Below are 24306 nucleotides of genomic sequence, written 5' to 3'. Positions count from 1 at the left end.
TTCCCCTCGCCTAGAAAAGTAATGCATCCCATGCAGCGCAAAATGCCCTCCGACTCGCTTAGCAGCGGAAGGAAGGCCATTCACGTTAAGGGATATGGACCGTTTTCACATGGTCGAAATGGAGAAATACAGAATTGCCGCTTGCATTAGCAAGCTCAATCATGCTCTGGTCTACACTCTTTAATACACCGGTCTTATTCGGATTCTCACCCAAATCCAGTACAACAAACTCTCCGATTAATTTGCGTAATTGTTGATCGAACGTTCTGGATAAGGTTATAGGAGAAGGCTTCAATGGGAATTGCTCTGGGGTCAGCGCATAAGGGGTAACGTTGGGATTATAAGGGATCAAGTATTTCAAATGATGCAACGAAATGATGACAGTATGGTACACCGGTGAATAGAAAACGAAGAAGTCATTCATTACCGTTGTCAGATATCCATGGATAGACTGGTTGCCTGAGATATAAATTTCGGAGAACATGCCTTTGGCATTCATGAGAATTTTACGGTAGGATATCGGATCATTGAATGGCTCAATAGGCATCTCCAGCACTTCCGCTATTACGTCATCAGAAGATGATATTCGCAGCTGCTGCAAATGAATAAGCGGCACATAAAAAAACTGGGTTCCATTATGAATAACTAATATGTCCTGGCCAAATTCAATCAACTTTCCACGTATAGGCGTCATCTTGCCTGAAATCTCTAACTCGACCTGCTGGTCCAGCAGCGGATGACGGTTTTTCATACGATCAACCTCCTTTCATCCGACGTCTTATTGACTTGATAGTAGAACCGGGCACAAGCGGGAAGCCGCCGATGCCCGGCAATTCTATCAGCATTATTTCATCGAACGTTTGGAAGAAGTTGATTTCGTAGCCGCGTTTGCACCGCGACCTTGACCACCTGAGCGTCCGCCACTTTGGCTGCCTCCAGAACGGTTGCCACCGGCATTGCTCTTGTTGTTATTTTTGCTATTTGATTTATTGTTGTTTTTGTTGGATTTATTGTTGTTCGATTTGTTGTTGTTATTGTTGTTGTTTCCGGACTTGTTGCCACCTGATTTGCTGCCTGCTTCTTTGATTGTTTTGATGTGGAACAATGGAATTTGCATTACCTCTTTATTGAATACCAACAGGATCGATTCATTGCCAACCTCTGCGAGGAAGCCTTCTACTTTCTCAGGGCCGCCCCAGTTCACTTGAACGAACTTTTGATTCAAGCCTCTAATAACGCCATTGAAGTTCGAAGCATTAACGACATCCCGCTGACGTCCGCCACTGCCATTGCTTGGCATATCCGTAATACTTTTTACGTGGCTAGTACTTACATACACAATTCCTTCAACGTTATCTAGTACGAGGTAATCGCTTTTTACAGCCAGCATCTTACCTTGGAAGGATTCAGGGCCTCCGCGGTTAATTTTCACCGTTTGACCAACTAGATTAGTTAAATACGTTTTCGTGTCTACTTCAACTGTGTTCCCTTGGTTTCTGTTGCTTCTGTGACTTCTGTGGCTTCTGTGGCTTTTATCTTTGCAGCTGTGACCTTGGTTAGCATTCCAGTAATTGCAGCAGTAATTCATTAGTAAATCCCTCCATTAAGTGGTTGTTAATTCGTTTCCTATGACTACCTGACAGTGGACGATGAAGTCTAGTAATGCTATCAACTTAATCTAGCAAGCATCCCTCCAGTACTTTATTCAGTTCATCTGTCATGGAAGACGATTTGTAATATATTTATATGTATCCCGTATATAAGAGGTACTAGATTAATATCTATTTATTCGACAATAAGGTATGAACCTATACGAATTTCATAGAGTCACCTATGTGATCGCAACGGGAGCTATATAAAAAAATGGTGTCACTCCGCCTATAGTCGGAATAGGGTAAATAAACACAAAAAAGCCTGTCGTCTGACGATAGGCTTGATCTTTTGCCCGAGGGGTGGGACTCATCATGGAGGAACTGCCAATTCGAAAAATCAGCATTAGTGAGGCAGATCTAGAAGAGCTGCAGCAGGATGCTTGGAGTAAAACATTCAAGACGGTAACGCTTGAGATCGGCAACAAAACCTATTCAGCCAAGTTCGGCTATCGGGGCGGTCACACTCTAGGCTATAGCAAGAAGTCTTATGAGGTAAGAGTTATTGGAGGGAAAACCTATCATTGGAACGCCGAATTTGATGACCCTTCCATGATCCGCAATGCATTGTCCTTCCATTTCTTCAACCAGATCGGAGTACCGTCACCGGAAACCAAACATATAGAGGTTGAGATAAATGGTATTACACAAGGTGTTTACTTAGAGATCGAGGCCGTCGACCGGAGTTTCTTCAAAAAAAGAGGAATTTCGTATCGTTCAATCGTGTATGCTGTCAACGACAGTGCTGATTTCAGTCTGATTGATCCTATCTCCAACACAACCAAACAATCCTTGTTAGACGGCTATGAGATTGTCCAAGGGTATTCCAAGACCAAGCTTCGCCTTGTCAGCTTCGTCCGCAACATTAATCGACTGTCTGGCAAAAGCTTAGGGACGCTTACTGCCAAAAGACTGGATGTGAATCAATATTTGCTGTGGCTTGCCGGTGCTGTATTAACGGGGAATTATGATGGCTTCGATCAGAATTACGCGCTGTATGAGCATAAGCTGACTGGCAAATACCGTATCATACCATGGGACTATGAAGGCACTTGGGGACGTAACTGCTACGGCAGACCTTGCGGCAGTGATCTTGTTCGATTGCAGGGCTACAACAGACTCACAGATAAGCTCTTCTCCTTCGCTAGCTGCCGCAGACGTTATCGCAGCATCATTACTCGGCTGTTACGAACGAAGTTCACCGAGGAGCAGATCGAAGCGGTCGTCACGGCCATGTATGACCGAATTACACCAGCCATTCGTAACGACTACACACGCAAGAGCAGCTTCCATACGTATCTCGGCGAACCAGCCTTTATTATTAACTATGTCAGAGAAAGACGTACGCTCATAAAAGAAGCCCTAAAAGCATGGAATGCTTAAAGGGCTTCAAGCTTATTCTAGAAAATATCCATGCTCAAATATCTCTCTCCTGTATCCGGAGCTATGCATAATACCCGTTTGCCTTCGCCAAGCCTTCTAGCCACTTGCATTGCAGCCCATACAGACGCACCCGATGAAGGACCTAGCAGAAGTCCTTCCAGTCGGGCTAGACTGCGCATCGTCTGTAGGGCATCTTCATCAGATACCTGAATAATCTCATCATATACGGATGTATTCAATATAGCAGGAACGAATCCTGGACTTGTGCCGACAAGCTTGTGGGGCCCTGGTTCTCCTCCAGACAGTACCGGCGAGCCAAGCGGCTCAACGACGGTCACATGCAAGCCCGGAATCGCTGCCTTCAGCGTCTCGCCCGTACCTGTAATCGTCCCCCCTGTACCGGAGGTTGCTACAAAAGCATCCAGCTGGCCTTCCGTTTGCTCTATAATTTCGGCAGCTGTCGTTACACGATGAATATCCGGATTCGCTTGATTCTCGAATTGATTCGGAATGTAGCTGCCAGGGATTTGCTTCTGCAGCTCCATTGCTTTGCGGATCGCACCCGGCATACGCTCCGCTGCAGGTGTAAGCACGACATCTGCTCCATAAGCTTGAAGCAGCTTAATTCGCTCAGCAGACATGTTGTCTGGCATGATCAAGATCAGCTTATAGCCTTTGGCTGCGGCATTCATCGCAAGTCCGATGCCCGTATTGCCGCTGGTTGGTTCAATTATTGTGCTTCCTGCCTTAATATGTCCGCTGCGTTCCGCAGCTTGTATAAGTGAGGATGCGGCACGGTCCTTCACACTGCCGCTTGGATTGAAGCGCTCCAGCTTCACAAGCACCTCCGCGCTTCCTGCCTCAGTCAGCCTATTCAGCTTAATGACAGGTGTCTCACCAATCAATTCAGTAACACTCGATACAATACGCATAGTCGATCTCCTAACCTAACGGATCTATTTTATGAGCCTTCTCTTTGACTTACGGTTAGAAAAGGCCTCATCAGCCACCAGCCAACAATCGGGACGATACCTACGGCGAACATGAGCCATACGATAGCTGATGGAGTGGAATTGTAAGATAATAACACGAGATAGCAGGATAATCCGATAATTCTGCCCAGTGTAAGCCCCGCCTCACGCAGTACGATGAACTCCACCCGCTCCTTGGCGCTTTGCTCTGTTTGTCCAATCAGATCGAATACTCTTGAGGTCATCGGAATAATGTAGAGCGGCATAAATAGTGAGGTTCCTATTCCGAACAACAACAGCGTACCGAAGCTGACTTTCCAGAACAGCGGCAGGATGACAACTCCAAGCATAATCGTTCCGATCAGCATGGATAGCTTCCGATTGCGCGGCTTTAATCTTTTACCCACGATTAAGAAGCTGATTAATGCCACCAATGAAGTGATGAGCGTGTAATTGCCCAGCTTGCTTTCATTGGAGGTAGCGATATAGACAGTGAGACCGACTAGGAACATGAAGACCCCTTCGCGAACACCTTGGGATACAATAGCCGGGAACATCCGTCTCCATGGATTGCCACGCTCGGTCAGCTGCGCAATCCCATGTCGCCAATTATAGCGTTCACCCTGCTCCTCTCTTTTCTTCAGCCAGAAGCTGAAGACGACTCCTATTGCAAAGATCACGAGCGACAGTGTAAAAATCAACTGATAGCCGCGTTCTCCATGCATCCTCGTGATGAGAAAGCCTGAGGTCCAAGGGGCAATGATGCCGGCTACTGAGCCGAGCAGTCCGGCCCAGCCGTTAAAGCGGTCTCGATTATCCGGCTCGGTAATTTCGAAGTATACAACGTTGAAGGCAATCCAGAAAAACCCGAGTGCCATGCCGTTAAGCATGCCTAACGGGAATACGAATGTCGTCGCCTGCTGCCCTAGCATAAGTACAGTGAAATAAAACGCCCCCGACAGCACGATGCCTAGACGGAGGCTGTTCATCTTGTTATGTTCCTTCACCCATTTGCCAGCAAGCCAGAAGGTTAATCCACTTGTGGCATATTGTCCGAATGCATACCAGCCTATCAACAGGTAAGATTGGCTAGCTTTCCACAGGTATACAGGAACAAATGTCCCTGACAGGGCATTCGCTATTCCGAAGAGTGCTTGTACCGTCAATAATAGAACAGCTTGCGAGCCTAATGCTCCATCTACCTTACGAGTAGAATCCCTTCTTCCTCGTATTGAGGCCGCAGCTGCAGGATATTTGCCATGTTCCAGAACGAATTCCCCCTCAAGGAATCATACAATGAATCCCGAATGAAATACGTTGTGTAACATTCCCTAAAAAGGCTAAGCACATGCCTTTCCTAGGCTTCCATATCCTGCTGCCCTATTCTTTCGGAGCGAGCGCTTCAAGCATGTGATTCCGATCCTCACTGCTGAGAACACTTGAAGTGGTGAAGCAAGAAGGACATACATACCATTTCACACGGAAAGGCGTCTGCAGAAGAGGCTGCCCTACTGCTGTATGAATCGTTGGCTTGAACTGCCCCTCAATCGTCTGCTCCCCTGCTTCAAGCATATACTCTCTGCATGAAGGGCATTCTGGTACTTCCTCTTGCATATCAATCACCTGCTGAAGTTTGCCCTCCGCCGCAATGCGAGACAAATTTCGGCCAATGAAACCGTTCGCTGGATCTAGATTATCGCTATTGTTGTAAGAATCCTCATCCTCTTCTTCATCCCACTGCTGCTCATTGAGTTTCACTTCGGCCTGTTCATCTTGCTCATCACCCAAACCGATTTGCATCGTCCGGTAGCCGCTAAGCTCATTGTCACAATGCGGACAATGCTTCTCTGGTCCAAGCTCCTCATCCCATATAATTTCTGAGGAACACCAAGGACATATCGTTTGCTCTTCCATCTATTAAACCCTCCACTTAATTATTCATGACATACATAATTCCCAGCGCAAAAAAGATAACCGAGCATACCAGCAGAATTCCCCATAAATACTTCACGCTCTGCCTCCCTAACCTACAAAGTCACCGTAGCCCCAATTACATAAGACAGAGCTATCGAGATAATCATTGCAATGAAGCCAACGGCCTTATTGTCATTAGCAACCTCTTCATCAATCCGAAAGACAGGAGTCAAAAACTCGAACAGAAAATAAGCTGCGAGCAGTATAACAAACCCAAATGCACCGAATATCAAGCTTTGGTATACAGAGTCATTCGCCTCAATAGAAAACCTGAAAATATTGCATATCCCAAAAATTTTCCCGCCCGTTGCCATAGCAACCGCTAGATTGCCCTTCTTAATTTCTTGCCAACAGTTATAGCGGGTAACCAGCTCGAATAAGGACAAGAATACGATTAACGATAGAACGACAAGCGACACATATACTAGGGATGCCGCATAAGAGTTGCTGAGCAATCGATCGATTTCATTCTCCATCTTTAATCACTCCCCATACAGAAGTGGAGGCGTCTAGTAGCTATGAGCAGAGCTTATTTCAGCTCTGCTACCGTTACACCAGCGCCGCCTTCCCCATATTCTCCTAATCGGTAGGTCCTCACAAGACTATGCTTTCTCAAATATTGCTGGATACCGGTCCGCAGAACTCCCGTCCCCTTGCCATGGATGATATGCACCTGTCCCATGCCTGCCAAGTAGGATTCGTCAAGGAAACGATCAACCTCCATAATGGCCTCCTCCAGGTTCGTGCCTCTAAGATCAAGCTCAAGCTTGACGTTCTCTTCCTTCGAGCGTTTCAGCGTTGCCCCCTGCTTCGGCTGCTGCTGCTTCAGAACGGTCTGCTGCTTGAGCAGCTCAAGATCATCCAGAGCTACCTTCATCTTCATGATACCGAGCTGTACGGTAGCATCGGAACCACTAATATCTATAATGATTCCTTTCTGATTAAGGCTATAGACCATAACCTCATCGCCTGCTCCAATCTTCGCTGGCTTCTTCACCGCGGAGCCAGCTGAAGCCCGCTTCTTCTTCGTTAGCTCTGGAGCTGCTTCGTCCAGCCTGCGCCTTGCTTCAATAAGCTTATGCTCCTTGACCGAAGCACCTTCTTCAAGCGCAAGCTTGCGCAGATCAGCAATAATCTGCTCGGCTTCGCGCCGCGCTTTGGCAACGGCCTCATGAGCTTCTTCCTGTGCCTTCAGCAGCAGCTTATCGCGCTGGTCCTCGAAGCGCCGCAGCTCATTCTCATGGCGAGTACGCTGCGCTTCCATCTCTTTGCGTAGAGACTCCGCAGTCATACGCTCGGACTCTGCGCTAAGCCGATCTTCCTCAAGAGAAGCAATCATGTTCTCGACGCGCTGATCCTCTTCGCTTACTTCTCCGCGTGCGTGATCTATAATGCTGCTATCAAGTCCTAGACGCTCTGCTATCGCGAATGCATTACTTCGGCCAGGCACCCCTACGAGCAGGCGATACGTTGGGCTTAATGTGGCAACATCAAACTCCATACTCGCATTAATGATGCCTTTGCGGTTATATGCGAAGGCTTTGAGCTCGCTATAATGCGTAGTAGCTACGATCCGGCTGTCGAGGTGGTGAATATGCTCCAAGATGGCAATAGCTAAGGCAGAGCCTTCCGCCGGGTCTGTACCTGCGCCGAGCTCATCGAGAAGCACCAAGCTTTTGGAGGTCATCGATTTCAGAATTCGAATAATATTCGTCATATGGCTTGAGAATGTACTGAGACTTTGCTCAATGCTCTGCTCATCGCCAATATCAGCATAGATAGCGTCGAATACACATAGCTGGCTGCCATCCTCGGCTGGCACGAATAAACCAGACATCGCCATCAGGCTGAGCAGTCCGATTGTTTTGAGCGATACGGTTTTACCACCCGTATTCGGTCCCGTTACGATTATGGCCGTATAGTTGTTGCCAAGCTCAACATCAAGTGGTACGACTTTGTCCGCCGCAATAAGCGGATGACGGCCGAGCTTCAGCTTAAGGAAGCCTCTATCATTCATTCGCGGCAGCGTTGCACGCATCTCATGAGCCATGCGCGCTTTGGCATAGGCAAAGTCCAATCTTCCCAGAAGCTCCAGCGTATAGAGCAGATCCTCTACATGCTCGGCCGCTTGAGCGGTCAGCTGCTGCAATATTTTCTCAATCTCGCGCAGCTCTCCTGCCTTCAGCTCGCGAAGCTTATTGTTCATTGTAACCATCGCTTCCGGCTCGATGAACAAGGTCGCTCCAGACCCAGACTGATCATGGACAATTCCGCCAAAATGAGAACGGTATTCCTGTTTCACGGGAATAACATACCGTTCATTACGAAGCGTTATGATAGCATCCTGCAGCATTTTTTGAACAGAGGACGACCGGATCATTTGCTCCAGCTTCTCACGAATACGTGACTCACCGCTGCGGAGCTCTCTTCTAATGGAAGCAAGCTGAGGGCTTGCGCTGTCCATTACCTCGCCCTGATCATCGATGCAATCGAATATCGCATCCTCCAAGGGCTTATGCTCCGACAGCTCCTCCGAGGTCTGGTGCAGAAGTGGAATTGGATCATCCTCATGCAGAATGTCGAGATGCTTCTTGACGCGCCGAGCCCCTCTTGCAGTAGCCGCAATATCGAGAAGCTCCACTGGGTTGAGAGTTCCACCGATACGAGCACGGTGCAGAGATGCGCTTATATCAACGATACCGCCAAAAGGTGCGTTGCCTTTCAGTCTGTCCGCTTTGTAAGCCTCATCAGTCGCCTGAAGCATGAGCTTGACCGTCTCCAAATCTGTAACTGGTTCGAGACGCTGGACTTCCATTTTTCCTAATGAAGTTGCAGCATGCTGCTCTAATTTATGTTTTATTTTATGAAATTCAAGTGTTGATAATATTTTACTATCCAAGCTAACACTCCTCTCGCCTTTATATTATAGCCGAACAATGATCTGGATGCACGGTGAACTCAACAGGGATATACATGTTTTAATGAAATCTGGTCAAAATAGAAATGAAATATACGCAAGCTTAGCCTTCACAGTCGATAAGGAGGATTGTTCATGAAGAGTTTTCTCGGTCATGTCGTGCGTTTTATCGTCTCAGCCATCGTACTAATGGTGGTTGGCTGGATCGTCCCGCAATTTAGTGTCGGCGGTTTCTGGAGCGCCTTTTTCCTTGCGCTTGTCATTGCCGCTCTTGGTTGGATAATTGAAGGAATTTTTGGCAAAAGGGTCACGCCCTTCGGACGGGGCATCGTCGGATTCATTGCCAGTGTTGTCGTCATATGGATCGCTCAGTTCATCGTTGGCGGGGTATCCGTTACTTGGCTAGGAGCGATTCTCGCCGCTCTGGTTATCGGGATCATTGACTTATTCATCCCGGTCAGCACTCCCTATGATACCGCTCGCAGCGGTGATCGGCACAGAAACTAGGCAGTGGCGGACATCCCATAGCTTATGTTCTTCAATATTTTGTCACCAGACTGTCACTGCATGAAGCTTGGCAATACGGTACAATAGCGTTGATACAAGCTATGAGGAAAATGAATCTAAATAACCAAAGAAGGGAGGAGTATAAGAGCAATGAAAAAGTGGCTGTTATTTGCCGCTACATTATGTTTGGTATTCGTTATTGCAGCTTGCGGAGCTGCAAATGAAAGTAATAATGAAGCTGGCAACACGAACGCTGGCACGAATGATGGTGCTACGAATGCCGGCTCTGCTGGCGGGGAAGTCGTCATTAAGGCGACGAACTGGGAATTCGATTCCACAGAATACAAGATCAAAGCAGGCGAGCCTGTCGCAATGAAGCTCGAGTCCACTGAAGGCGTGCACGGGATTGAAATTAAGGGCGGCAATGTCAAAATTGCCAACAACGCCTCAAAGACAGTTACACTGGAAGCAGGCGAGTATGAGATCATATGCAACGTTCCTTGTGGAACAGGGCATTCTCAAATGAAATCCAAGCTTATTGTAGAATAGTCTACTACATTAAGCTCGAAGCATCCCCTTGGTCTTTCCGTGTTCGGGAGGAGCAAGGGGATTTTTCATGTCGATATATAGCTGTACTAAAGCAGGATTCAACTGTATAAATTCCAGTATAACCTTCTAGATGCTGCTGGCTGCTTGGAATGGAAATATAATAATCACTTTGCAAATACGCAAAAAAGACTGATACTGCGAGACCTTCCCCTTCCTCCCACCCTCTGTTAATATGTTCTTCATACATGATTGCACATTAGGACCTTGGATACCCTGCGAACCGCAGCCTATGCTTACCATGGCAAACCCTGAAGGAGGAAACAAAATGAGCTTATTGAACGGTCGTATTGCTATTGTTAGCGGAGCAGGCAGTGGGCTGGGAAGAGCAGCCTCCCTTTCTTTTGCGAAGGAAGGGGCTCAAATCGCCTTACTCGGGAGACGTCAGAACAAGCTTGAAGAAACGAGCCAGCTGATCAAAGCACAGACTGGACGCGATACACTTGTGATTCCTACCGATATTACTCAGGAGGATCAAATTCAAGAGGCGGTGCAGCAGGTGCTGGCTGAATGGGGTGCTGTTCATATTCTCCTCAATAATGCAGCGGTCTATGAGCCGGGCTCCGTATTAGAGCTTTCTTCCGAAGAATGGCATTCGCAGGTAGCGACTAATCTAACAGGGCCATTTTTGCTTACAAAAGCAGTTCTTCCTGTTATGCGACATGCCAGGTATGGGCGAATTATTAACATCACCTCTGGGCTTTCTTGGAATGGAGCTGGCGGATATGCCGCATACAGTGCTGCCAAGGCTGGCTTGGAATCATTGACAAGAACGTTAGCGGATGAAGAGCACGAGCATGGAATATTGGTGAATCTATATAACCCTGGAACTTTACGCACAGAAATGCATGCAACCGGCAAAGATCCCATCGTTGTAACACCTGACTTAATACGTCTCGCCAGCCTTCCTCCAGGTGGTCCAACGGGAACGATAGTGAGCTATGGTTAGCATTCTCTACTTATACGATAAAGGCCGAATAGAAGAAGCCCACAGGCTCCCTTGATCAAGAAGGGAAACTGCGGGCTTCTTCTGCTTCTGTCTTAGCTCTGTTCGATCAATTCGATCCACTCATTATATTCCGTCTGAAGCTTCGTATATTCCTGCACAAGCTTCTCATGCTTGTCAGCCAGCAAGCGATGCTCTTCCCGTATACGGTTCGCATGCTCGGCAGCCTCGTCTCTTTCTTGCTCAAGCAATTGTCTGCGCTCATCACTCAATCCGCTGAGATGTGAGGCAGCCGCAGCTTCAGATTGAGCAGCTAGAAGCAGCTCTTGCAACTCAGCTTCCGCTTCTATTCGCTCCTGCTCCACCGCTGCGAGACGTTCTATCTCTTGCTTCACCTGCTCCAGCTGCTGATGCTCAGATTGGAGTCGCTCGCTTAGATCACGCTCACGGGCAGCCGCAGCTTCGAGCTGCTGTGCTGCAATTCGTTCTCTTGCAGCTGTCCATTCCAGCTGCTGCGTTAATTCTTGCTCCCGCTGTGCAAGCGTATCAAGCTTCTCGCTGTATTCCAGCTCCCGCAGCTCTGCATCATCCACCGTATCCTTCAGCGCTGACAATTGAGCAGATAAGGAGCTGTGCTCCTCTTCGTGCTTCTGCTTGAGCGCTTCATAACGCTGCGTTGCTTCCTGCTGATTAGCTGCATATTGCTCTTCCAGCTTCTGCTTCTGCTGTTCTAACCGTTGCTTACTGTCTTCTTGCAGCTTATCCAGCTCGCGCTCCAGCTCTTTGTGTCGAATCTCTAATTGATCATACTGCTCCATATGCTGCAACTGCAGCATTTCAGCCTTCTCATGGAAGTCATGCTCTAGCTGATGTTGGAGTTCATTGCGCTTGCGCTCAAGTACAGCGAGCTCCTCTTCATGCTGAAGCAGCTGACTCTGATGTTGCTCCTCATACTCACGCCTTGCTGTCTGCTGCTGCTTCTCCTGTTCAGCAAGGCTTGCCCTCAGCTCCTGGACACTCTTCTCGTACTGTCGCTCTTGCTCCTGCTTACGTTCTAACAATTCCAGCTTCTCTTGCAATTCACGCTTAACAATCTGCTGCTCTTCTTCATGCAGCAGCTCCTGCTCAAGCTGCTTTTCTTCCAGCTGCTCCAGCTGTTCCGCGAATAGTCGCTCCTGCTCTTCCAGCTTCTGCGCCACTTCACTATAGCGCTCTGCGTGAAGACGCTCCAGCTTATCACGCTCTTGGTCAAATTGCTGCTTCTGGCCCGCCAGCTCATTCAACAGCTGCTCGTACTGGCCTTCAAGTGCTGTAAGCTTCTCTATGAGGACTTCTTCCTCGGCCTGTGCTGCCGCCTTCTGTTCCAGCTGCCTTGCAATCTGACGCTCCAACTGCTGTACCTTCTCGGACGCTTGCTCGACCTGCAATTGCAGCTCTGAGGTATGCTTAAGGGATTCTACCAATAAGCTCTCCTGCTCCTGCCCTTGCTGCGTAAGCGCCAGAATGGAAGCCCGCAGTGCTTCCTCTTGCTCCATCGCCTGCATCAGATGATCATCTGCTGTCTGAATGCGCTGCTCCATCGCTTCTTTGTCCTTATCCCAGCCAAGCTGAATATCCGCTGCTTGTGCCATAAGACGGGCTCTTTCCTCCAGCCAGCCATTACGTCTGCGCTCTAGGTCTGCTTTCAGAGCCTCCTCAAGCTTCGAGATCTGCTCCTGCCAGTGCTGCTCAAGCTCAGCTGTGACCCGCTGTGCTTCATCCGCTGCGGCAGCCGCTGCTTCTTGCCATTTCTTCTCGCGCTGCTCCCATCTGCCGAGCCAGCTTCTCTCAAGCTCCGCACGTTCCAGCTCAACCTTCGACAATGCTTCCGCAGCCTGCGCTGCCGCAGCTTGCTGCTCCGCTAACGCCAGTTCAGACTGCGCTTCCTGCTCTGCCAGAGCCTCTGCAGACTTAGCTTCCAATTCGGATAGCAGCTGTGCGGACCTTGCCCCTTGCTCTGCCAGCAGCTCCGCTGCTTTCACTTCTTGCTCGACCAGCGCCTCAACGAGCTTCTCTTCCTGCTCCGCTAGCGCCTGCGCCGCCTTCGCTTCCTGCTCCGCTAGCCCCTGTGCCGACTTCGCTTCCTGCTCCGCTAGCGCCTGCGCCGCCTTCGCCTCCTGCTCCGCCAGCGCCTGCACCGACTTCGCCTCCTGCTCTGCTAGCGCCTGCGCCGACTTCGCCTCCTGCTCTGCTAGCGCCTGCGCCGACTTCGCCTCCTGCTCTGCTAGCGCCTGCGCCGACTTCGCCTCCTGCTCTGTCAGCGTCTGTGCGAGCTTCGCATCCTTCCCTGCCAGCAGGCGAGCCAACTTCGCTTCTTGCTCAGCCAATGCTTGTGCGGACTTCGCTTCCTGCTCCGCCAGTGCCTCAGACCACATGCCTTCCTGTGCTGCCAGCTCCCCTGCCGCTCTTGCCTCCTGCTCCGCTAACGCTTCCGCCGTTCTCGCTTCCAGTTCAGCTAAGGCTTCAGATGACCTTGCCTCCTGCTCCTCCAATTCCTTAGCCGACTTCGTTTCGAGCTCAGCTATCGTCTGTGCAGACTTCGTCGCAAGAGCTGTCAGCTGTGCCCGCAGCGCTTCCAGCTCCTCTGCAGCCCGCTCTCGCTGCTCATTGGCTTCAGATTCCTGAAGCGCAAGCAGCTCTGATGCTTCCGCCAGCTTCGCTGAAAGCTCCTCCGCTGCCGACAATTTCAGCGCTGCCAGCTCCTCATCGAATGCAGCCTGCCGCTCTGCCAAATCTGATTTGGCCTTCACGGACAGAGCCTCCAGATCATTGCGCAGCCCTGCTGTTACACGATCAGCCTCCTCCAGCTGCTCAGCGAGAATAAGCCGCTTCGCTTCCGCATCATGAAGCGTATCGTTCTCCCTACGCAGACGGAACACTTCTTCCGTAATCTGGACAGCAGCAAGAACCGCCAGCTTAGGCATGTCCAGCCGCGGATGTCCTTTCGCCAGCTTTTTCATACTTTCGTCGATTGCACTGGCAACCCGCTTCATATATTCCACATTGCTATGGCCTTTGAGCTTATATTGAATTCCGTATATATCAACTGTTACGACAGTTTGGTCAGTTTCCATTCAAGGGTATCCTCCTAATTGTCTATCTCGCGTCTCTTAGGTGCTAAGCATAATGAATCAGTTAGTAGTCCTTGCCCGTATCCGCAGACCGGATTGTTCAAGGCTGGGTATTGGCTGCAACCCGCTGGACTGTCCCTTTGCAATGCAAAAAAGCCGCATCGAAAGTTCTCAAGGAACTATTTCGATGCGGCTTTGAAGGTTTCCTGCCTACTTTCTCAATTCTGCTGCAAAAGATTGTTCTAATTCAGCAACAACCTTGCTATGCAGCTCCGTAACCTCTTCATCAGTCAGCGTACGCTCTGCATGACGGTATACAAGTGCTACAGCTACGCTCTTCTTGTCGTCACCAAGCTTCTCACCGGTGTACACGTCGAACACCTTAACAGACTCCAGCAGCTCGCCTGCCGTCTCCCATGCAGAAGCCGTAAGCTTCGCTGCCGGAACCATGCGATCGAGCACCACTGCAATGTCACGGCTAATAGCCGGATAGCGCGGCAATACACGATATGCAATGTCAGAATCAGCAAGCCGGTACAGCTCATCGAGCTCAATCTCTATCACGTAAGTGTCAGCTAGATCGTTCTCATGCTGGAGTGTCGGGTGCAGCTGTCCAACATATCCGATAGTCTCAGCACCATGTGCAGTGTCAATAACGACCGCCGCTGTTCTTCCCGGGTGGAAGTTCGCCGGCTGTGCAGATTCATAGCGTACACGAGCGGTTAGTCCAAGCACATCGAACACCGTCTCGAGAATTCCTTTTGCATCATAAAAGTCAACGGCCACAGCCTTGCGGTTCCATTGCCCCTCTGTGCGGTTGCCCGTCAGCAGAGCAGCGAAACGATGCTTCTCCTGCGGCAGTCTCGTAAGCTGCTCCTCGTCGGTATGGAAGACACTCCCGATCTCGAATACAGCCGCGGATTCATTTTTACGATTGCGGTTATAGGCAGCTGTCTCCAGCAATTGTGCGATCAACGTCGTGCGCAGAACGCTGCGATCCTCGCTCATTGGCATTGCCAGCTTAATCGCCTTCGTAGCTGTGCCAGACAATTCAGGGAACAGGCCTGTGCGATCCGGTGACGTGAATGAATAGCTAATGACCTCATGCAGACCAGAATCAGTCAATCTCCGGCGCAATTCGCGGCGGATCGCTTGCGGCTTACTCAGCGCGCCAGGCGTCAGATCCCCATGGATAGGCGTAGTCGGAATATTGTCATAGCCATACAGACGAGCGACTTCTTCAATGAGATCAACATCATGTGTAATGTCACCGCGGCGTGTTGGTACATTCACAGTGAATTGCCCTGCATCGCTAACGCTGTAACCGAAGCTCAACCGCTCGAAGATCGTCTGAACCTCCAGCGTGGAGAGCTCCGTTCCAAGATAACGATTGATTTTGTCTAGCGTAATATCGATAGCCAATAGCTTAACGTCAGCAGTAGCCGCTTCAACGATGCCTTCCGTCACAAGCCCGTCAGCAAGCTCAGCAATAAGCGAAGCCGCACGGTTCAGCGCAGGAATGACTCTGCTTGGATCTACTTCCTTCTCGAAGCGAATGCTCGACTCTGAACGAAGTCCAAGCTGACGAGAGGTTTTGCGAACCGTACCTCCGTCGAATCTTGCTGACTCGAGCAGGATGTTGACCGTTTGCTCGGTTACCTCGGAATTCGCTCCGCCCATAACGCCTGCAAGCGCAAGCGGCTTCTCGCCATCTGTAATAACGAGCATATGCGGCTCAAGACGTCTTTCTTGGTCATCAAGCGTAACCATCGTCTCACCTTGCTTCGCAAGACGTACATCGATACGGCCGCTTGCTACTTGGTCAGCATCAAAGGCATGCAGAGGCTGGCCGTATTCGAGCATCACGAAGTTCGTTATGTCCACGACATTATTAATCGGACGAATGCCTGCGGCGATCAAGCGATTCTGCAGCCATAGCGGAGACCCGCCGATTTGGACCCCTTTAATATAACGAGCGCTGTAGTGCGTACATTGCTCCTCCGCGCTAATCGTCACTTGAATATGGCTATCTGTGCGTTCAGCGGAATGGTTAATCGTTGGCTCCGGAACAGTCACTGGGCGCCCTGTCAAAGCACCGATCTCATAAGCGACACCGAGCATGCTGAGGGCATCGGAGCGGTTAGGCGTCAGATCTAGCTCGAGCACTTCATCATTAAGACCAAGCACATCAGCGATAGGCGTGCCGATTGGTGTCGATTCTGGAAGCACCAGAATACCCTCCTGTTGGTCCTTCGGCAGCAGCTTATCGTTCAGACCCAGCTCCTTCGCTGAGCAGATCATCCCTTGCGACTCAATGCCGCGCAGCTTCGCACGTTTAATGTGAAGATCGCCTGGAAGCTTAGCTCCAACTGTAGCAACCGGCACAAGCTGACCTGCATCAACATTCTTCGCTCCGCACACGATTTGAAGCTCTTCACCCGTACCAACGTCTACCTTGCACACGTTCAGCTTATCCGCATCCGGATGCTTCTCACGTGATTTCACATAACCGACAACAACGCCGGTTACGCCTTTGTTCCGATTCTCAACACCGTCAATTTCGATGCCGCCGCGTGTCATTTTCTCAGCGAGCTCTTCTGCAGTGAAGCCTGCTAGATTGACATATTCATTCAACCATTTATAGGATACTTTCATCGCTTATTACCCCTTCCTTTCCCGTTACATTCTTCCGAATTGGCTTAAGAAACGTAGATCGTTCGTGTAGAAATGACGAATATCATCGATGCCGTATTTGAGCAGCGCGATCCGTTCAACACCCATACCGAAGGCGAATCCGCTAACCTCTTCCGGATTGTATCCACCCATCTCTAGCACACGCGGATGAACCATCCCGCAGCCTAGAATTTCAATCCAGCCTGTATGCTTACACATCCGGCAGCCATGTCCGCCGCATTGCGCACAGCTTACATCAACCTCAGCGCTTGGCTCAGTGAACGGGAAGAAGCTTGGACGAAGACGAATATTCGTCTGTGAACCGAACATTTGCTGTGCGAATTGCAGCAGCGTGCCTTTCATGTCACTCATGCGGATATTCGGGCCAACAACCAGACCTTCAATCTGATTGAATTGGAACGAATGCGTCGCATCATCGTCATCGCGGCGATACACTTTACCTGGACAAATGACCTTGATCGGCTGTCCATTCATTTGCTGCATCGTCCGAACCTGTACTGGCGATGTCTGCGTACGCATCAGAATATCTTCTGTAATGTAGAACGAATCCTGCATATCACGGGCAGGGTGATTCTTAGGCAGGTTAAGCGCTTCGAAGTTGAAGTAATCAGTCTCCACCTCTGGTCCTTCAGCAATGGTGTAACCAAGCCCAATGAAAATATCCTCAATTTCTTGAGCGACCTTGTTGAGTGGGTGTACAGCACCGGTAGGAAGTGCTTTACCAGGAAGAGATACGTCAATCGTCTCTGCACGAAGTCTGTTCTCCGTCTCAGCCTGCAAGAATGCCTGCTGCTTCTCTTCAATAACCGATTCAATAGCTGCACGAACATCATTGCCTACTTGGCCGATAATTGGACGCTCTTCAGCGCTTAGTCCGCCCATCCCTCTCAGAATCTCAGTTAACGCGCCTTTTTTACCCAAATATTTAACACGTAGATCGTTCAGCAGCTGTGGATTATCAACCTGCTGCAGCTCTTGCAGCGCTTCGACGCGCAGTGATTCCAAACGCTCTTTCATTGTGTCTCGCCTCCATTATTAATTTACAAATATTTGATGTATTGCTGGTTATTATCTCTTGTTGTCTGAAGAGCTCAGGGACGCTTCCAAAGCAACAAAAAAAGGCCTTTCTCCCCGTAAGGGACGAAAGAACCGTGGTACCACCCTAATTCGGACTGCCGTCATTGTTCCTCCTCGAAGCAACAAGCGTGCAATCCCTTAAGCCCCATAACGGCGGGAACCGGACTTCCCCTACTTACACTGCAGAATAACCAGCCCTCTGCGGCGTTTCAGGAGTCTGCTCCGGAGTGAACTTGGGCAGCCTTATTTCACGAAGATGCTCTCAATCAACGGCATCTTCTCCCTGTGCGAAAGCACTGCTTACTCTTCTCCATCTCAGCTTTATTACGTAATAGTTCAACAATAATCTATATTATATGCAATTGCACCAGCTGATGCAACAACGGCTTACTCTGATTAGCCTTATTTTTTCAATAGTCCCTTCTCGAAGGCATAGCGAGTTAGCTGGACACGATTATCCAAATGAAGCTTTTGCAGAATGTTTTTCAAATGATTCTTAACCGTATGCTCCGACAATCCGAAGTTATTAGCGATCTCACGATTGGATTCCCCTGTAACGACTCGTTCGAGAATATCCTTTTCCCTTACAGTCAATGGGGTTGTAGACGATTTCCCGTGATCAGCCTCAGGCTCCGACTTAGCTGCTGAGCTGTCATTCTTAGCCGCAGAAGAGAATTCCTGCAGCAGTCGAAAAGCGATCTCCTTGGACATCGGCGCTTCGTCGAAGGCTACTGCCCTAAGATATTCCATCCACGCAGACGGAGCGAGATTTTTGAACAAATAGCCCTGAGCCCCTCGCTTAATCGCTTCAAACAAATGTGTTATGTCATCCGAGACGGTCACCATAATAATCTTCAAGGTAGGATATAGAAATTTCAGCTGCTGCGTGGCCTCAAGACCACCCATTCCTGGCATGTTGATGTCCATAAGCACCAGATCAGGAAGTATATCATCGATCCGGGCGAGCGCCTCCTCGCCGCTTGCTGCCTCTCCGGCCACCACGAACTGTCGATCCGTCTCCACGATATCGCGTATCCCTTCCCGTCCATGCGGATGATCATCAACGATAAATACACGGATTGGGGTTCTATTATCTGTCATGCTATTCCCTCCCACTTATAATTTCTATGGTCATACCTTGATTCGGCATACTCCTTAAGCTCATGGACCATCCCATTCGCTCTGCGCGATCACGCATCATCTTCACACCGTAACGTCCCTTGGCCTCAATCGCAGATTCGGATGCTCCGACCCCATTATCGGATATTTCGCACTTGAACATACCAGTATCATCGATAGAAACACAGCGAACGACAGCCCTGGTGGTCTTCGCATGCTTCCTCACATTCATCAGAGCCTCTCGAATCATGGCGAGCAGCTCGACCTTGCCTTTATTCGAGAGAGGCTCATCGGAGATGCGCCAATCGACAACAACCTCAATACCGCTGCTGATCAGCATTTCATCAGCAAGGGTATGGAGGGCATTCATCCAAGCTGGATCTGTCGTGACAACATTGGATTGCAGATTCGCGATAGACTGCCGAACATCTTCATATACATGCTTAACGGTTCCTCGGATTTGCTCAGTCGTTCGCTGTACCTCTTCGCTCGACTCCGCCTGCTCCAGCCGATCCAGCTTGACGGACAACAGGAATAAGGATTGCGAGATGCCATCATGCAAGTCGCGCGCCAGCTGCTCCCTCTGTTCGAACGATGCCTTCATCATTCGCTCCTTCTGCAACGCCTCTTGTGTCTGTTCCATCTTAACGAATAGTCCGCGAAGCAGCGTAACCGTTACGAGCAATACTAGTATAGGGGCTAGAATATTGCCAAGCTCCATCGATATGTAGGATAAAAGAAAGGTATGCCGGACATATTCCCATATTCCGATTGTTATGGTTGGTATCCATAATATAAAAAACTTCAGCCATTTGTAGGGCATTCTCGATCACCTTTCACGATTAATAGTTGCGGAATACAATCTTTTCTTCCCATTGCACGCCACCATTGTCGACAATTTCAACCTCAGCTGCCCATTTCCCGGGAAATGGAATTTGTGCTGTATTAGATTGATAGGTCCATTTCATAAAGCCTGGAAAAGAGTCCTTTTGCTCATCTTGATAGGCTTGAAGCGCAATTGGAATCGGTTTTTCGTCTGGCTGATCCACAGAATATAGCGTTAAAGCGACTGACTCAGGAGCACCTTTCTGTTCAGGAAACCATACTTTTACCATTATTCGATTGTTCCCTGACTCATTCGGCGTAATGACCACCGTTAAATGTTTATCCGTTACCATTTTATGGTAATTAACAGCTTCATTATTCGGGACCGGGCTTACATTCGTGAATGCGGCAACGATAAGGATAACCGCGCTCATGAGAGAGAGATCCAGCTTCAGAAGAAAGGCATGCGGAAGCTTGCCGCGACGGACTCGAAGTCTCATCATGAAGCCAACAATGAGAATGAGGACGACAAGACCACATTTGATAAGCAGCAGTGTTCCCCATAAGCTATACCTCACATAGTGAACGCTGGGCAGCAGCAGTAAGGTAATTGAGACACCTGTCACTACGAGTACAGCCATCGATATCCATGCAGCTGTAGTAAAGCGCTCTGCGAACCTGCCTGCCTCTTGGCGATTAACCATCCATAATAGAAGCAAGAACACCAGACCTCCGCTCCACACAGCAGCACAGAGCAGATGAACAAAATCTAGAAAGACACCTACCCACTCATCGGAGCCGAGTGATCGCACATGTCCATTCCAGCTCTCAGCTCCAACTATAAGGAGACCCCATACGACTTTCGCAGGCGCTTTCATCCTCCATGCTGCAAAGCCTAGGAATGCTAATACAAGAGCTGCTGTCCACGACAACCCTATTCTTGTCTCGGTGAACAGCTGCAGCCACTCTCCGGCAGACCTTGCTGCATCGTCCATTAGCTCTCGCGATTGTACGAATACATGCAAGATGACGGCTATGACTAGCAATCGAAGAGCTGGCAAGCTATATTGGTGCAGCATTTCACGCTGAGAATGGGCAGCATGCGTGCTTCCCAGCCCAGCGAACCACAGCATGAAGCCAGAGGATACGAGCAGCGCAGCATAATACGCCGTTCGAACCATATACGAAGCAGCTTGTCTGATTGTCATTCCATTCTATCCCATACTATGTATAGTATCGCTATGCATGTGGCTGCCTGCTTCTGAGGCGGAAGCAATCGGTAATTCAGCAAGCCCGGCTGCAGCCGCTGCTGTAAGGAAGAACAGCAGCATGCCAAGACGAAGCCATTGCCGCCATGACAGGAGCTTACGATTTAATGGAACAATATGCATCAGCCTCACGTCCTTCTCATGAATCCTCTCAAGTGTACTAGACGTTAATTGAAAGAACAATGCAGGAGCGATATTCCTCGTATAAGATAATCGGTTTGCGAGCATGATGAGGATGAGATACGCCTATACGCCCAGACAAGGAAGTGATACGTATGTTTGACGGTAATTACAGAATTGCCGAGCTGAGCGGACGAGATGAAGCAGTCGACGCCATACGCAAGCTAGAGCAGAGCTTAACGGAGCAATTCGGCTCCTCTATTACATTAATCGCCTACGAATCAGAAGATGAGCAGCAATAGCAGACCTGCCAAAGAACCTTCCTAACCACGCTTCTGTGGAATGGAAGGTTCTTTAATAACCGTATTTGGAGCTATGAAATCAGGTGACCGTCTGCCTGAGCGACACTCCTCATTATGATCTCACGGCCATGTAGGCAATCCAATCGTTCACGCTAATGGAAGGGCGCCCCCGATCATCACTCCATACGTATACCCAGCCTTCGATGGCATGATTGTCCTTGTCGTGTATCCATACGCGTTCATAATCGTTCTCCTCTTCAATCCCGAAGAACTCCTCCAGCCGATCAATCGCCGCAAGCCCTTCACGGTTAATCGTTATCCACTGCCCCTTCACAGCTGTATGGTTCAATCGCGACCATGAATCTCTGACGGCAGCCGGGTATAGCCCTTCGTCTGCATCAACAAGCCGCGCTGCAATGCTTCCCGGTTCAGAATGAAGAATGAAAGGCGCTGCCACATGATAATTGCTCTGCCCTGGCAGCAGCGTTCCGTAGATGAATACCTTCACTTCATTCATGGCTGTACATACCGATTAATAACTTCAACAAGCAGATCATTCAGCAGCTTCACTTCATATTCGCCTGCAGCCGGCTCCAAATGATCACCGCCAATGCCGCTATCATCGGTTAGGAATAAATAAGTGCCTCCTGTTGTAACAGCCAAGAAGCGCATCAAATATTCGGTCTCCACATCCACTCCGCTTGAAGCAACTGGGATGATGCGGATACCCTGCGAGGCTGCCTCAGCGATTAAACCATGCAGCTCATCTACGATCTGTCCCTCATCGTGCGGAGGAGCATCCAGCACGAGAAAGAGCAGCCTAGCCCGCGCCTCTTCACTCCAGTCATGCTCATGCACCGCATCTCTCAGCGCCTGCTCCACAGCTTCTGGATAGTCGCCTCCGCCTTGCGCCTTCTGCTTGGCAATCTGATCGACAGCTTTATCGATATTCCGTGTAAAAGGGAAAGGCTTCACGATATAATCATCGTATTTATCGCGATAAAAGTTCGTGCTTACCCTAACATCCAATTGATTCGCATGCTGCTCCCCTACTCTTGTAATGACATCCTTGAGCTCCGCTTCCAAATAATTAAGCTCATCCTCCATAGAGCCCGTCGTATCCACGACGAACATCACATCGACCTGATCAGACAGCTCCTCCGCACCCTCTCCCAAATCAAGCTTCAGTGTTCCCTGGCCTGGTATACTTATGGAGCTGAACGTTTTGCTCAGCTGTCCCGCTTTCACTTCAACGGTATATCCTGTTTGCCGCTCATCGCGATTGTTATTCTGATCAAACAAATTCACGAACAGATAAGCTCTGCCCTCTGTATTCGTACGGGCTTCCCATAACGATTCCTGCTGCCCCTTGATTTGCACTTGAGCATCCGATACTGCTCTGCCGTTAGCTGTGACAGCTACCTCCAGTCGATTAAAGCCTAGGAAGGACCAATGCCGCAGATTCGTATCTCCTTCATTGCTGTTAAGCAAATTTCCGAATTTCTCCCACGCCGCTAGATCGTCCCATTCTCCTGCTGTCAGTTGACCTGCCTGGGCTTCTACATCGTTCGAGCCATAGACACGCCCGCCGTTCTCTTCTTCTCTCTCACCCTCCGGCATCGGCTCACTTGCATCCGGTGCACGGTTGTCCGAGGACGACTCATTGGCCGTTGCTTCATTGTGTGAATCACTTCCTTGATTGGAAGCCGCTCTGTCTGAATTATTGGCGCTTGAGCAGCCCCACAGAAGCATAAGAGAGGCTAGTAGCAGCAACACTAACGTACGATTGAACAATATTTTTAACCCCCTCTATCTTTTTCCAATTAGACGAATGAAGCTTGGCTATTGTTGCATTATAAGGCGTTCAACATTACAATCGTTACAGGCACAGCAGCTTGTCCTACCTACAGAGACAAGAGCATCTGGCTAAGCATGGAGGTTCATAAACGATGGAAACGATACAATTAGCGAGAATCGTAATTGCTTATCAAGAGCTCACGAGCGAGCTGTCTTTCACTTCGGCAGAGCTTGTGGTTATTACGAATTATGGCTCTCGATTATGGTATGTAGATGTTAATGGCGTAGCGGACCGCGAATTGCTGCGATGGTTCGGGCAGAGCGAGGATATCGAGATTAAGCTGTCTGTGACGGCGCAAGACGGCCGTTCTTATGAGGGTACAGCTTATCTGCACCCGAACGAGCCTCATCAGGCCGCTGCTATTCGAGGAGAAGGAGAACTTCACGAGATTTAATGCAAACGTAGAATTGGAAGGAATGAATACACAGCATGTCCATAGAAGCAAGACGCATCACGAATAAGGAAGATATGGAAGCCGCCTATTCGATTCGCAAGCGGGTATTTGTTGATGAGCAAGGCGTACCGGCAGAGAATGAATATGATGAGCATGATGATACCGCAAGTCATGTCCTCGTTCTGTATGATCAAGTGCCCGCAGCTACAGGTAGATGGAGAAACGTCAATGGCGTAGCCAAGCTGGAGCGTATATGTGTGCTCAGCTCGCACCGGAGCTATGGCCTAGGCAAGGCTATCGTTGAAGCGCTCGAGCAAAGCGCTCGTGAAGCTGGCCTCACTTCAGCCAAATTGAACGGCCAGACACATGCGGAACGCTTCTACCAGAAGCTAGGCTACCGCACGGTGTCGGATATTTTCATGGAAGAGGATATTCCTCATGTGACCATGACCAAAACCTTCGAGTAATGCACGATCAGCAAGAGACCCATGCACGTGCTGCATGGGTCTCTTGCTGTCTCTCATATGAACACCAAGTCCGCCCTTACTGATGTCTGGCATCGATAAGGGCGGACTTATTATTTGCT

The 24306-nt window shown here is 49.4% G+C and carries 23 protein-coding genes; 7 read left to right on the top strand and 16 right to left on the bottom strand.

Annotation, left to right across the window (positions count from 1 at the left end; all coding sequences use genetic code 11):
- Positions 1 to 85 precede the first annotated feature (85 nt).
- Positions 86 to 751, bottom strand: coding sequence for a YwrJ family protein (locus AC6ESP_RS00410; RefSeq protein ID WP_497094694.1), 666 nt, complete (start codon positions 749 to 751; stop codon positions 86 to 88).
- Between the two features lie 93 nt (positions 752 to 844).
- Positions 845 to 1432 (bottom strand): hypothetical protein, encoded by a 588-nt coding sequence (locus tag AC6ESP_RS00405; RefSeq protein WP_497094693.1) that lies wholly within the window; start codon positions 1430 to 1432, stop codon positions 845 to 847.
- A gap of 532 nt (positions 1433 to 1964) precedes the next feature.
- Here AC6ESP_RS00405 and AC6ESP_RS00400 point away from each other — a divergent pair.
- Positions 1965 to 3032: a CotH kinase family protein gene (locus AC6ESP_RS00400; protein WP_497094692.1), complete on the top strand. Its 1068-nt coding sequence runs from the start codon at positions 1965 to 1967 to the stop codon at positions 3030 to 3032.
- A gap of 17 nt (positions 3033 to 3049) precedes the next feature.
- On the opposite strand, the gene cysK is transcribed toward AC6ESP_RS00400, so the two are convergent.
- The 5 genes from cysK to AC6ESP_RS00375 form a co-directional block, all read right to left on the bottom strand.
- The gene (gene cysK / locus AC6ESP_RS00395) at positions 3050 to 3964 is read right to left on the bottom strand and encodes a cysteine synthase A (protein WP_497094691.1); all 915 of its coding nucleotides are present in this window, start codon (positions 3962 to 3964) and stop codon (positions 3050 to 3052) included.
- A gap of 29 nt (positions 3965 to 3993) precedes the next feature.
- Positions 3994 to 5169, bottom strand: coding sequence for an MFS transporter (locus tag AC6ESP_RS00390; protein WP_497094690.1), 1176 nt, complete (start codon positions 5167 to 5169; stop codon positions 3994 to 3996).
- Positions 5170 to 5383: 214 nt separating this feature from the next.
- Entirely contained in the window at positions 5384 to 5917 is a 534-nt protein-coding gene (locus AC6ESP_RS00385; protein ID WP_497094689.1) for a hypothetical protein, read from the bottom strand.
- Between the two features lie 113 nt (positions 5918 to 6030).
- A complete protein-coding gene (locus tag AC6ESP_RS00380) occupies positions 6031 to 6453 on the bottom strand; it encodes a DUF350 domain-containing protein (protein WP_497094688.1) in 423 nt (140 codons plus the stop codon).
- Positions 6454 to 6506: 53 nt separating this feature from the next.
- On the bottom strand, positions 6507 to 8876 hold the full coding sequence (locus tag AC6ESP_RS00375) for an endonuclease MutS2 (RefSeq protein ID WP_497094687.1): 2370 nt from the start codon (positions 8874 to 8876) through the stop codon (positions 6507 to 6509).
- Positions 8877 to 9029: 153 nt separating this feature from the next.
- On the opposite strand from AC6ESP_RS00375, the gene AC6ESP_RS00370 reads away from it, so the two are divergent.
- The 3 genes from AC6ESP_RS00370 to AC6ESP_RS00360 all read left to right on the top strand — a co-directional run bounded on the left by AC6ESP_RS00370 (position 9030) and on the right by AC6ESP_RS00360 (position 10956).
- On the top strand, positions 9030 to 9401 hold the full coding sequence (locus AC6ESP_RS00370) for a phage holin family protein (RefSeq protein ID WP_497094686.1): 372 nt from the start codon (positions 9030 to 9032) through the stop codon (positions 9399 to 9401).
- 150 nt (positions 9402 to 9551) lie between these two features.
- Complete coding sequence (locus tag AC6ESP_RS00365) at positions 9552 to 9950, top strand: cupredoxin domain-containing protein (protein WP_497094685.1); 399 nt, start codon at positions 9552 to 9554, stop codon at positions 9948 to 9950.
- A 325-nt stretch (positions 9951 to 10275) separates the two neighbouring features.
- Positions 10276 to 10956, top strand: a complete 681-nt coding sequence (locus AC6ESP_RS00360) for an SDR family NAD(P)-dependent oxidoreductase (RefSeq protein ID WP_497094684.1) — start codon at positions 10276 to 10278, stop codon at positions 10954 to 10956.
- A gap of 92 nt (positions 10957 to 11048) precedes the next feature.
- Here the strand turns inward: AC6ESP_RS00360 and AC6ESP_RS00355 are convergent, their stop codons facing one another.
- From AC6ESP_RS00355 to AC6ESP_RS00325, 7 genes are all read right to left on the bottom strand, one after another.
- Complete coding sequence (locus AC6ESP_RS00355) at positions 11049 to 14066, bottom strand: cell division protein ZapA (RefSeq protein ID WP_497094683.1); 3018 nt, start codon at positions 14064 to 14066, stop codon at positions 11049 to 11051.
- A 207-nt stretch (positions 14067 to 14273) separates the two neighbouring features.
- Positions 14274 to 16718, bottom strand: coding sequence for a phenylalanine--tRNA ligase subunit beta (gene pheT, locus AC6ESP_RS00350; RefSeq protein ID WP_497094682.1), 2445 nt, complete (start codon positions 16716 to 16718; stop codon positions 14274 to 14276).
- A 24-nt stretch (positions 16719 to 16742) separates the two neighbouring features.
- Positions 16743 to 17774, bottom strand: coding sequence for a phenylalanine--tRNA ligase subunit alpha (gene pheS, locus AC6ESP_RS00345; protein ID WP_497094681.1), 1032 nt, complete (start codon positions 17772 to 17774; stop codon positions 16743 to 16745).
- Between the two features lie 462 nt (positions 17775 to 18236).
- On the bottom strand, positions 18237 to 18935 hold the full coding sequence (locus tag AC6ESP_RS00340) for a response regulator (RefSeq protein ID WP_497094680.1): 699 nt from the start codon (positions 18933 to 18935) through the stop codon (positions 18237 to 18239).
- A gap of 1 nt (position 18936) precedes the next feature.
- Complete coding sequence (locus tag AC6ESP_RS00335; protein ID WP_497094679.1) at positions 18937 to 19776, bottom strand: sensor histidine kinase; 840 nt, start codon at positions 19774 to 19776, stop codon at positions 18937 to 18939.
- A 19-nt stretch (positions 19777 to 19795) separates the two neighbouring features.
- Positions 19796 to 20986 (bottom strand): CopD family protein, encoded by a 1191-nt coding sequence (locus tag AC6ESP_RS00330; RefSeq protein ID WP_497094678.1) that lies wholly within the window; start codon positions 20984 to 20986, stop codon positions 19796 to 19798.
- Positions 20987 to 20992: 6 nt separating this feature from the next.
- The gene (locus tag AC6ESP_RS00325; RefSeq protein ID WP_497094677.1) at positions 20993 to 21274 is read right to left on the bottom strand and encodes a hypothetical protein; all 282 of its coding nucleotides are present in this window, start codon (positions 21272 to 21274) and stop codon (positions 20993 to 20995) included.
- A 38-nt stretch (positions 21275 to 21312) separates the two neighbouring features.
- On the opposite strand from AC6ESP_RS00325, the gene AC6ESP_RS00320 reads away from it, so the two are divergent.
- Positions 21313 to 21468: a hypothetical protein gene (locus tag AC6ESP_RS00320; protein WP_497094676.1), complete on the top strand. Its 156-nt coding sequence runs from the start codon at positions 21313 to 21315 to the stop codon at positions 21466 to 21468.
- Positions 21469 to 21580: 112 nt separating this feature from the next.
- On the opposite strand, the gene AC6ESP_RS00315 is transcribed toward AC6ESP_RS00320, so the two are convergent.
- Together AC6ESP_RS00315 and AC6ESP_RS00310 are read right to left on the bottom strand one after the other, a co-directional pair.
- Positions 21581 to 21985, bottom strand: coding sequence for a gamma-glutamylcyclotransferase family protein (locus tag AC6ESP_RS00315; protein WP_497094675.1), 405 nt, complete (start codon positions 21983 to 21985; stop codon positions 21581 to 21583).
- The gene (locus AC6ESP_RS00310) at positions 21982 to 23262 is read right to left on the bottom strand and encodes a vWA domain-containing protein (protein ID WP_497094674.1); all 1281 of its coding nucleotides are present in this window, start codon (positions 23260 to 23262) and stop codon (positions 21982 to 21984) included. Before AC6ESP_RS00310 ends, AC6ESP_RS00315 begins: the two co-directional genes overlap by 4 nt.
- Before the next feature lie 155 nt (positions 23263 to 23417).
- On the opposite strand from AC6ESP_RS00310, the gene AC6ESP_RS00305 reads away from it, so the two are divergent.
- Positions 23418 to 23720, top strand: a complete 303-nt coding sequence (locus AC6ESP_RS00305) for a hypothetical protein (protein WP_497094673.1) — start codon at positions 23418 to 23420, stop codon at positions 23718 to 23720.
- 35 nt (positions 23721 to 23755) lie between these two features.
- A complete protein-coding gene (locus AC6ESP_RS00300; protein WP_497094672.1) occupies positions 23756 to 24187 on the top strand; it encodes a GNAT family N-acetyltransferase in 432 nt (143 codons plus the stop codon).
- Positions 24188 to 24306 lie beyond the last annotated feature (119 nt).

This window comes from Paenibacillus xinjiangensis (assembly GCF_059686975.1).
The sequence above is the reverse complement of the archived record's forward strand: the minus strand, read 5'-3'. Positions and strand labels throughout refer to the sequence as shown.